Genomic DNA, 12,859 nt, shown 5'->3' with positions numbered 1-12,859 from the left:
ACTAAATAGTGCTATGTCTCCATAGCACGGATTTATTAGCTAGCATAAAAATAAAAAATGTAAAATATTAGTTAATTTTTAATTTGATCTTGTGAGTTTTAATTGAGATTTTTAAGCGAAGTCATTTTTTATGAATATTGAATTTGTTACTATCCTATCTAACTAGAGCCGCTATAGCTTTATTAACAATGAGATAGAGAAGCATGAATTGCATTACCTTCATTGTGTAGCGTTCTATAAAACAGTTAGTAGCTTTAATAAAATAACTAAATTATCATTTTTAAGCGCTGCAAGTATGGTTATAGGTTGGCATATTGAAATTATCGTTTTGTTTTTGTGTGTATTTTTTATTTTATGTGAATATATTCTAATCCTCTAAGGGCACTCTACATGTTAGTACACTCAGAAAAAAATGTATTATATCCAAGTTCATGGATCACTTCGTTTCTAAAAGTAAGGGGTTTAACGAGTTCTACCTCAGAGCCATTGTATTCTTATCATTTATCTACTGAGGAATACCTTAGTTTAAAAGAATGTATGATTAATAGGGCACATCCCTTACAAAAAGATAAGTTGTCTCGACATTGGTGTGGTGCATTTACGTTATATTGTGCTGAGTGGTTTCGCCGTGAATATATCCGTGAATGGACTTGGAATACGATCTGGCAAACATTAGGTTTTGAACTATCTCCACAAGAAGTTAAACACACGGTCATAACTGGATTAGAAGATTATTGGAAGCGACCCGTTATTCAGTTTCATAATGAGAATAACAACTATTTGGGATCTGTTTTTAGTGAAGGGGGGTTACCCTTAAAGTTGTTAATTGACCATGACAATCAATTTCAGCATGTCTTTCAAAATGTATTAAAACGTCATCAACATGCTTCTTTTTATGGTAATACAACTTATGAGTTAGTTAAAAAGTGTGTAGAGCCCTTACCTGAAGCATTTCAACTGGATACTTCGGTCAAGTTAATTTCTGATATGGCAGACAGGTTGATTGCATTCGTTAATGCCTATGAACTTGATAATAAAGATGACCCTGCGAATTATTTAGATCAACACCGCCCAAAGTGGCGTGAATTGTTTCCTCTACCGTTGAATGAACAAATTGGGACAGAGTTTCTGAATGGTTTATTACGTTCAGCAACAGTCGAAGTAAAAAGAAGTAGTAAAAAAACAAAACTACTTTCTAGTCGCCATTTTCTTCGTTTAGATAACCAAGCTATTTCATCTGAAATATATTTACCCGATTCCTTACTATTAGATTTTTCTACCCAGAAAATAAGTACGAGTCGAATTGAGCTTGCAGTGTTTGAAGGGGTAAATCAACTCGCTAATTTAGGCATCTATCATGCGCAATTTGTGGGCGAACAGATATTATTAAAAATACATAAAAATAGTGTACGGGTAAAACGTTTTAATCCCAATGCAGAGCTCTACTTAGTTGCGATGCAAGCAGGTCAAACACTTGATCGTAAATTAATCCCCCATAGTTTCATTGAGCTGGGTAATTCACCAGTTGGTTTCGTTAAAGATGAAGAGAATTGGGTTTATGTAGGGCAAGCAAGTTTTTCAGCTAAGGCACAAGAGTTATTGGTTATTTTGCCTGAAAATTCTGAATTTAATGGCCAAGAAACGGCTTTTGAATTACAAGCCTCAGAATATAAAGAACTTAAGTTAGTTCTATTTACAGGTACCTTAACAGTCACCTCTGAGTATGATGAAAAATATATTATAAAAACAAATGCGCCTCATAATACAAGTAATTTAATTGAACTAACAGGAGAGCAAGTCTTATGGGGAAGCACACCTTCACTGGTATTTAAAGGTGTGCCCTCTTATCGATGGACACAGTTAGAACATGAAGAAACCGGTAATGCCTTACAGACGTTTTTTGGTAAAACTAATGTAAATAATATATGTGTTATTGAAAAGTATGGGCTTCATACCATCACTTTCAGAAATGTAAACGACGAAATTGTATTAAGAAAAAAAATTGGTGTATTACCTTCCGACTTTGATGTGCAGTTTATTGCTGGAGCAAAACCTACAGAAGCGATTATTAGAATAACAACACAATCAAAATGTGTTTATTCAATTGAAACTGCTGGTATTAAGCATAATTTATGCAGAGTTGACCAAATGCGTGAAATCCATTTGAGTTCTGAAGGCACGCCTCCTGCAAACATAAAGTTAAATGTTTATGCAAACTTGATGAGTGATCCAATTACGTTGGATCTGCCTTTTCCTGCCAAAGGGGCTATTGCATACGACAAAAATGAAGTCGCTATTAATAAAGCGATCACTATTGACCAATTACTTGGCAGCCGTCTCTATTTATTTGCTGAGTTAGGTTGCCCGGTAAAGTACAAGATAGAAGCCACCTTAAAAGAAGGAGGGGCTTTTAATCATAGTTCTCCGTATTTTGATTGGAATTATACCGTTACAGATAAACCCCTGGTTATTAGTTTATTTGCACTGAAAGACCGTATTGAAGAATTAATGGCATTAAAACCTCATCTTGATATGGCTGTTGAACTTAAAATCACAGGACAGGGGCGTCCATTAGTGATTAAGGTGTCTAAATACAATATATCGTTAGATTTTGATAAAGTCCGCAATGTCGTTGAATTACCTTCGACAGTTATTGCTGATCTGTCACAAATAAAACCAGTGCTTATGAACCTAGCCACACCAGAAAGGCACCCTACAAATTTACCCAGTCGTTTAAGTGAAGGTGTTAAAACGGGTGTCTTTGAATTACCTGCAAAAATATACGATTCAGGTCCATGGTTAATTGTTCCCGCTAAAGATTATGAATTTAATTTTAGAGCAAAATTCTTAGTGGGAGGTACAGAACGAATAGAGACTGGCTCTAATATAACAACACTTCAAAAAGCGGTCGTAGCATTTCACCCCAAATTTAATCCTGATGCATTGGTAAGTGTCATTCATTTAATGTCTAAAAACGCGGATCATAGCGGATGGGTATTTCTTCGAGATTTATATGATAATTTCGGTCATTTACCATTATCAACTTTTGAAGTTTGGAAAGCACTTGTCGATAACCATAAAGCACTTTGTCTGGCGGTTTTACGTTTTGAAAGTGATCCTGAATTTATTGCTAGATTAGAAACAGAATTTTCTGTTTTCTGGGAGTATATTCCGATTATCCATTGGCAGGCAGCCAAATCAATGATGGCAACTATTTTCAAAAAAGGAGGATTGCCTGATGCATTTATCGAGAAACAATTAAATGTGCTACTCGATCGAATATCTACTCAGGTACCAACCTATTCGAATGAATATGTTGAGTTTTTAAAGTCAGGTAATAAGCCTGTTTCTTATCCTATTTCTGTTATGCAGAGCATCATTAAGGATGACTGGTTTCAAAACTTATTACAGCAACACTCTGAAGATCAAGAATGGCCAGAACGATTTAGAACAGAATTAAAGCAATGGTTTGATAGTCAAAATATGTTGAACTTAGAATTAAAAACTTTCCATCCTTATCAAAATTCGGTTGTTTATCTACCAATCTATGCAGCAGCAGTTGCTGCTGGTGTTGCGCATTCAATGACCCATTCAGATCCCGCTTCATTATTCCATCTTAGAAAATCTCGTGAGTTTGATTGTGAGTGGTTTGAGCCTCTCTATCGTTACGCATTATTTGAATTTTTACAGTTAAATTAAGGGCATTCAATGGCTAAGTATTTTTCATCTTTAGTAGAGCAGTCTATTTCACGCGCAAAAGAATCGACACTGAGTATTCTTGGTATTTCTAATCCTGCATTAAGAACACATCTTAGTGAACAGATGCAGGTTGACTGCGGGAAAGATAATTCATTTCTGGCCTCTCCCGTCTTTGAGCATACCTTTGGTTGGGAGGGGGCTGAACTCAAAATGTCAGATTTATCAGGTAATTTATTGTCCAAAGCAGTAGTTAACGCATTAGATTCTAAATTAAATGATCGTTATCGTTTTGGCGCTGAATTCAATCCCTTTAAGCACCAGTTAAAAGCGTGGGAAACATTGCTTGATGAGCAGCCAAAATCAGTCGTTGTTACCTCGGGAACGGGTTCGGGTAAAACTGAATGTTTTATGGTGCCAGTGATTGATGATTTATATCAGGAATATCAGCAGAAGGGCGATCCTCTGGTAGGTGTTCGTGCTATTTTTTTATATCCATTGAATGCATTAATTAATTCTCAACAGGAGCGTTTAAACGCTTGGACACAACATTTTGGTAACGGTATTCGTTACTGTCTGTATAACGGTAATACTGAAAATTTTGAAAGTAAAAAAAGAACCGAACAAAAAGAAAGACCAAATGAAGTATTATCACGAGAGTTGATGCGTAAAGAGCCCGCACCTATTTTGGTGACTAATGGCACTATGTTGGAGTATATGCTGGTTCGCCAAGTGGATTCTCCGATTATTAAAAAATCACGTCAGGAAAAATCACTTCGCTGGATTGTGCTTGATGAAGCCCATACTTATGTGGGTTCACAAGCGGCTGAACTGGCATTGCAATTACGTCGGGTCTTACATGCTTTTGGGGTAGAAGCAAAAAATGTGCGTTTTGTTGCAACCTCTGCAACCATTGGAGATGCAAATGCAGAAGATCAATTAAAAACTTATTTATCTGAATTAGCAGGAGTATCACGAGATCAAATTATTGTGATTGGCGGGAAACGTGTGATCCCTGAAATAGAGACTCAAGCATTTTTGCCTAGTACTCTTGCTGATTTAGAGAATATTGAACCGCAAGGTGAGCTACCTAAAAGCACAAAAGAGAAGCAGTTTGCCGATGTCTCTTTTACCCGTTTTAAGGCATTAACCAGTTCTGAGATTGCGACTACCTTACGGGATATTGTAGTTAAAAGTAAACAACCATTAACTTTAAATGATATCAATAAACGTATTAGTGAATCTCTCAATCAAAAACAGTTTTCACAAGAGGATATATTACGCTGGTTAGATATCTGTACAGGTACCAAAAAAGACTCAATATCGGAACCATTTTTAAAAGTAAGAGCACATTTTTTTCAACGTATGACGCATGGTTTGTGGGCGTGTATCGATAAAAATTGTGAATGTAAAAAAGGGTCTCAACTTGAAAAAAATTGGCCTTTTGGTTTAGTCTATTCCACGCAAAAGCAAACTTGTGACTGTGGCGCCCCAATACTTGAATTAACCTTCTGCTTAGAATGTAATGAACCTCACTTGTTAGGCAAGGATAAGCAAGGTTATTTGAGTCAGTGGAATTCTAATGGGGGGGATGAGTTTTCACTACAACAAGATGAAAATGAAGATGATGAAAGTGAAAAACCAGAAATCCAAGATTGTTCTGGACCATCAAATATACCGCAAATATTCGCATCGATTAAAGATAATGATGAAGCATACCAAGCAGCAATAATCGGGAAAGATAAATCTATAGGTAACTTATCAAAGGATGGTTATCCGTTATTTATGCACGATATAAGAGCTACTATGTCCTGTGCGAAATGTAGTTACAAAGGACGATCAGGCAGTATGCCATTTCGACGGGCACTGCTAGGCTCCCCTTTTTACGTATCAAATGTTGTTCCTACCTTATTAGAATACTGTCCGGATTTTAAAGCAGATGATGGAGATAAAAATGCAATTGGCCCGCAAAGTCTGCCCGGCCGAGGCCGGCGCTTAATTACCTTCACCGATAGCCGCCAAGGTACTGCAAGAATGGCGGTTAGAATGCAGCAGGAAGCTGAGCGTTCTAAATTACGAGGTTCTGTTTTTGAGATATTACGAGAAAGCCAAAAGGACCAGCTGGTCCAAGATGCACCGACGTTTGATATGACTCCTGATGATTTGCGTGAATTTGCTTTGATGAAACGAATTAAGGGAGATATCGCGGCGGCTGCTAAATTTGAAAAGCAGGCTGTCGAACAAGAAAATAGTAAACCAAAAAATCAATTTTCGGTTCTTCCGTGGACTGAAATGGTTAGTAAATTGGCGAATAAATCAGACATCAAAGGCAGTATTCTTTTATATAACAAATATCTTTCACCTGAAACATTTGCGACTACAGATGGACCATTTAAATTGGCCGAAATGTTGCTGTTTAGAGAATTTTCTCGTCGTCCAAAAAGACAGAACAGCTCTGAAACGCAAGGATTGATTAAAGTTAATTATTTAGGGTTAGATAAAGTAATTAAAGCACCTTCTTTATGGGAACAATATGGTTTTAATCTGCAAGATTGGCAAGATTTTATAAAAGTAGCCTTAGATTTTCATGTGAGAGAAAATACTTTTATCCAATTAGATGATAGTTGGGGCCGGTGGATAGGAAACAAATTTTCATCTAAAACATTACGCTCACCTGACTCTCAAGAAAAAAATGAAGGACGTATAAAAAAGTGGCCGCAAATTAACCAAGGTGCTTCACAAGGTAGATTGGTTAAATTATTAGCCATCGCCAGCGGCATTGATATAAAAAGTAATGATGGCAAAGATATTATCAATTCATGGCTTAAACATGCTTGGTTTGATTTAACCGAACGTGCCAGAATACTGTCGTCTGACTCAAATAAGTATTATCTAGCACGTGAAAAATTGTCATTCTCGTTTGTTGACAAGGCATTTGTCTGCCCGGTAACGAATAAACTGTTTGATACTACATTTAGAGGATTAACACCTTATCTGCCAATAACAATGAGGGAAGGTAACTTTCAATGTGTTGAAGTGAACTATCCTCAAATATGGAACTTTGGTACGACTCAGGAAGATTATGATCCGGGTATTCAGTTGACACGTTCACAGGTAAATCAGGATAGTGATACTGAAACGTTACGCCTGCAAAATTTATGGACCGATATTAACGATCGGGCAGTAGAGGGCGGATTTTATTATCGAACCGCAGAACATTCAGCACAGCAATCCGCAGATCGTCTCGATAAATATGAAGAGATGTTCAAACAAGGTAAAATTAATGTTTTAAATTGTTCAACTACCATGGAAATGGGCGTTGATATTGGTGGCATTTCAGCTGTTGTTATGAATAACGTCCCGCCACATCCTGCCAACTATTTACAACGATCTGGTCGTGCCGGACGTAGTAAAGAATCTCGCGCTATCTCATATACCTTATGCAAGGGAAATCCTCATGATCAGCAGGTTTTCGCTAATCCAAAATGGCCATTTGAAACTCTTATACCGGCTCCTTATGTTGCGTTTAATTCTACTCGCTTAGTACAACGCCATGTTAATTCTATGTTGCTATCAATCTTTTTAACAGAAATTATTGGTGATACAAAAAAAGAGAAAACCTCGCTAAATCTAGAGTGGTTTTACCTTTCAGAAGATCTATCAATCTGCACACAGTTTATTAACTGGGCTTCAACACAAGCTAGCCAGTGGGATAATGACTTGCGTTCGTTAGTGAGAGGTACTGCACTGGAAGCGACCTCTGCAAACAATTTGAGAGATGAAGCGATAGAAGTCATTAAATATTTACAAGGAATCTGGATCAAAGACTTTAATTATCTTCAAACTGAAAAAGGAAAATCACTTCCTGACAGTCCTTATGAATATCGGTTAAAAACAGAACTTTCTCGCTTATGTAAGGAGTATTTACTTAAAGAATTAGCTTCTAAATCATTTTTGCCCGGTTATGGATTCCCTACTGATGTGGTTAATTTTGATAATAATAATATCGAAGATTTTATTCGTGATAAGAACAATAGAAACAAGACTAACAAGGATCGGGAAGACAATATTTCACGTGTACGAGGTCTGCCGAGTCGCAATCTGGCCATCGCAATTAGAGAGTATGCTCCAGGTTCTGAGGTTGTCTTAGACGGACGAGTTTTTCGATCCGGTGGTGTTTCGCTTGGTTGGCAAAACGTTGCTGATAATGATGCGAAAGAGGCTCAAAAATTTGATTTGGCATGGCGTTGTGACAAGTGTGGTCAAACGGGATATATGAGCGGTGTTTCTGTCTCTAACGATCAAGTATTTTGTGATAATGATCGCTGCGGTGAAAAGATTAAGGTTAAAAATCAGCGCAAGGTTTTACAACCCACTGGTTTTGTAACTGATTTTTATTCAAGTCCATCAAATGATATTTCAGCTCAAAGTTATATACCTGTTGAGCCTGCATGGGTATCTGTCGCTGCGGAAAAAATAAATTTAGCCAATGATAACATGGGCTATATGACAGCGGGTTCTGACGGCACTGTCTTCCATCATACCTCCGGCGCGCTTGGAAAAGGTTATGCACTTTGTATGACCTGTGGCCGTGCAGAATCGCTTGATCACAACGGTGATTATCCGGTAAATTTCAACCCCATTAAAGGACATCAGCCACTTAAAGCGAGTAAAAAAGACAAAGATGGTTATGGTCATCATGAGTGTGAAGGCTCTGGTACGCTTATGAAGGACGTTCATTTAGGTTGTCATTCGAAGACTGATGTATTCGAATTAGTTTTAAAAAATCCAAAGACTCATGAGTATATCCCTGATACTAAAGACTTTGGTCATATAGTAGCAACCACATTAGCGGTAGCATTACGCGCAGCCCTCGCAGAAACGCTTGGAGTGTCAACTTCCGAACTTGGTTATGCAACTCGTCCTTCTGTTGTTAATGAAAGCCAAGCTGCGATGGTTATTCAGTTGTTTGATTCAATAAGTGGAGGCGCTGGTTTTGCGAGTTCAGCACCTATGTATATTCAAAAAATAATTTCGTTAATGGTTCAAAAACTTGGCTGTGAAAAGTGTCAAAGCAGCTGTGGTGATTGTTTGTTGGAATCCGATTCTAGGCATGATGTTGATAAATTGGATCGTTTACTTGCTCTAGAGTGGCTGGGTAAAGATTATTTGAAATTTAACGGTACAGCAGAGACTACTGAGATTTTAAAAAATGGTAAGTATTATCCAGGATCTATTGCTGAAAGTATTCGCCATCATTTCAACCATGGATATCAAACCTTAACTATTTGGTTAAATAATGATTTAGTTGAATGGAATCTTACCTCACCAGGATTTAAAAAGACTATTATTCGTTACCTTACTCAAGATGAAAAGAACGTCAATATTGTTTTGCCAACAAAAGAATTAGAAGCTGATTTTATTGATGAATTTCGTATTCTTAAAAATATGGGGGCTAAATTTTATCAAGGCGAATCAAGTAATAGTAGGGTGGTTGCCCAGCTTGAAAACTCAACTTCTTTCCTTACTTTGGCCAATAAAAATGAAGACGTTAAATGTCCGGGTAGCCATTGGCATACAGGGACTGGTGATGTAGTTTCCAGTCTTGAACATGCTAAAGAAGGGCTAGTTTTACTTGATACAACTGAGTGGGAAGTCGGTGCTAGTGCTTTAATTAAAGACGTGGAATTTTCCACTGAATTAAATGGTAACTTGAAAGACTTTGGAATTTCCTTTTGGCAAAAAATTCTTGGTGAAGATCCTAAAATAGTGACGTTGTTAAATAATAATGTGCTTGAAGGTATTCATTACACAGACCGATATTTGCAAAGCCCGTCTTCGTTGTTATTGATTTCTCAGTTGATAGGTTCTTTCTGCAATGCCACAAAGGTTAAGCCTCAAATAAAAATAGAAACCTTATTCAATTCAAAAGATAAATCTGGGTACCTTCTCCAGCATGATTGGCAAAACCATGATGATTTCAAAGAAGTTTTCTCTCTCTGGCTGAAAACTAAGGCCAAGGTTGATATTGATTTAACCATTCATAATCACCGCGCTGATATAGCGCATAGAAGAAAACTCACCTTTAAATTTACATCAGGTAAAGAATTAACATTTAGATTTGATCAAGGAGTTGGTTATTGGCGCTTGAAGGAGCATGTACCGACTCATTCCCGTGTGAAATACAATTTTAATGATGATGAATTTGTACAATTTAACTCACTTAAAAAACTTGAAAATAGTTTAATTGTAAAAAATAGCGAAGATTGGTCAACAGATGTGAGCTACAAGTTAGTTGAAGTGTAAGTAGCTTTATTTGGTATTGATAGTGACTGAAGTGGTCTAATAAAAACTGGCTATAATTTTATGTTTTTAACTGTAGAGGAGTTAACGCCTCTACAGTTAAAAAATGACAAGTAAAAACAACAAAACAAGTTAATCAGTTGCCAATGTACGGGCGCATTTTAAACATCAAAATATAAATAGGGTACTTACAAATAATTTTATTATTCTCTCTGCAAAAAGTCTCGTAATAGATTCCAGTATTACAACTGCACAATGCGGCTTAAATATCCCCGTTTAGGTTTTCCATGATAGTTCTGTTTCTTCAGAAAGTAACGACATGAGTAGTTACTATGTACGAGTCTGACAGCAGCCTGGGTTAGTGCGATAAGAAGTGATTTATTTAATAATATTTGTAACTTCCTTGGGCGGTTACTTTTGATCTGTATAAATAATATTTCCTCTCCTGACTGCGAAACTAAATTGCGGTTCTTCATTACAATCAGACACTACATAAAATTATTTTTAACTGAAGCCTTACAGATAATGAGTAAAAACTTATGATTGTATTTTTCCTCCGGAATAAACCTGTATTCATCAACGTGAATTTTTATTTAAATCAATACTTTGTGGTGATCTAGTGTGGTTGTTAATAATAAAATAGGGCGGTTCTATATCGTGAACTTTAATCTTTAAAAATAATTCATGGTTAACTGTTTAGTAAATTAGCTATATATGACGCTGTTCCATTTCAGTGTTGGCCTTAAGTAATTTATTCATAAGCAAATAGCTATTTTAATTGGACTTTTAATTTCCCATGAAAATAAGCCATGCAACATAAAATTCATAACTGTTGCAATGAAGGCAGTTCGATATCTCATTTTCATGCTTAGCTAGAACTTGGCCGACTTCGTATAGAGAAATAAGGTGATTTTATCCATAACATTAATTCAATGATAGCGATGGTTATTATGAGTATAAAATGGAAGCGCGCTATGTATATATAATAATCATAGTTGAAGTCGAATAGCTAAAACCACAGTTTAAAGTTTCAGCTAAGCGGAAACTTTAAATATAAACCACGCTCTATGTTAATAATTTATAAAGTCGAGCACTGCATAGGATGATTTGTGATAATTATGGGTAATGACTCATGATGAAAGAAGTACAATATAAAAAAAGTCTGTTTATAATTAAAAGTGTAGAGGTGGTTATTGTTTTATTAAATAATAACATTTTGAAAACAATAGCCTATAGTAACTTTTGAAAGTCTCAGTGTTTTCCAAAATCTCATTTTAAAATTCTTTGATCATACAGCAGACTTACACCCATCCGTAATAATAACAATGAATGCGCATAATGTATGTTATGTTAAATACAGTTTGTATTTAAGTATATTGCAATCAACATTACTGTCAGTCGTGTTTTAAAATGAGATCCGATCTCACGTCGATTTAAAACCGTATTTACCATAATTTCTATTTAACATAAAATGTATAATGTACTGTTATCTATATGCGGGGGTTAGTTACTATAACTAACTGATTACTTGGATAAAGTTATTGATTATCGATACGTTAAGCCTGTTTGTGACTTTATTTTAATACCTTCGTTTGTCATGCCAATGCATGACATCCTTGATATTGGGCTCTATTTTTCATCATCTCATTCGCTGTAACACACTCTAAATATTTCGGATTCGAGTAAATGGCTTAAAACCCTAAATATTATCCAACCTTATGGCATATTGAATAATATTTAGGCGCTCTGTGCTGCAATCTAATAGATAATTAAGGTGTTTCCCTTGATTGAGAAAAGCTAAGGTGAGTTTTTAGTCATTAGCTACCAGACTGCAGTAAAAACAATATCATCTAATCTCCTATTTTAATTCACGACTTAATGATGAATGTGCTTAGCGAATGAATAATCGAAATGACTCTGAAGAATAAATATTATTTATACAACCCAAAAAATGCCCTAGGAATTTACTAATCTTATTTAATCAATCTCTGCTTATCACTCGGGTTCAGGTTTGCCGTCTGTAAAGTAGTAACGAAACAAACTAGCAATGAAATAAAATACCAACGACATGAATATCGTTACTATTGAAGATAATTAATAGCCATGGGAAAAACTGGAACGGAAACATGACAACAACATTATGCCGATATATTGTCGGAATATATTACAAACATTTACAGAGCGAGAATAATAAAAGTATTTTTAAGTGCCCTATTTATTTACATGCTCTAATGAAGATCAAGTAACAAGGTGATTTTTAATGCTAGCCTTTTGCAGATACAGCTGAGTTAGTTCAAAAGCAGTTCCAGGTTTTACATCATCAAATTTTCCATCCGAATGGTATCCGTCGAAGTCTGGCTTGATATTTATACCACGACAAAGATGAATAATTATATTGAATAAAGTGCGATTAGTACCTTCACTGATAATAGAGTGAGCATAAAAATCGGTTGTATGACTTTGATAAATTTAAGTGCACCTGTTCCTTAGATTGGTTGATATAACCAATCTAATACAGGCTTAACGTCATCTGGTTTATGTCATAAATGACTAAAATTTAATAAGGTTTCTTGGCATTCATTAATACGTGAAATGTTCTATTAGTTGAACCACCCTGCTGCTTTTTTCGTTGAACTTGGCAGATATTTCCATCGGTAAAAACACAAAAATCAGCTGAATTGAATCAGAGCTAGCATAGCTAATAATTTGTTTTATATGGACTTTTTTCTTTCTGTAACCCTTCTGCCTTTTACATTCGATAACAACAAATGGTTTATCTATCGAGATAGATAGACCAGGATGTGAATGAAGCCTGTTTGTGTCTCGTCTTGGACTGATTTTTCAATTTTAATCTGGTCTA

The 12,859-nt window shown here is 35.9% G+C and carries 2 protein-coding genes; both read left to right on the top strand.

Features of this window, described 5'->3' with window-relative positions:
* The first annotated feature begins 390 nt into the window (after positions 1–390).
* A complete protein-coding gene (locus CXF72_RS07880; protein ID WP_157823215.1) occupies positions 391–3,699 on the top strand; it encodes an STY4851/ECs_5259 family protein in 3,309 nt (1,102 codons plus the stop codon).
* Between the two features lie 9 nt (positions 3,700–3,708).
* Complete coding sequence (locus CXF72_RS07875; protein ID WP_101038386.1) at positions 3,709–10,002, top strand: DEAD/DEAH box helicase; 6,294 nt, start codon at positions 3,709–3,711, stop codon at positions 10,000–10,002.
* Positions 10,003–12,859 lie beyond the last annotated feature (2,857 nt).

This window comes from Psychromonas sp. MB-3u-54 (assembly GCF_002836415.1).
Classification (GTDB): domain Bacteria; phylum Pseudomonadota; class Gammaproteobacteria; order Enterobacterales; family Psychromonadaceae; genus Psychromonas.
Note: the sequence above shows the minus strand (reverse complement) of the source record. Positions and strands in the feature narration are given on the sequence as shown.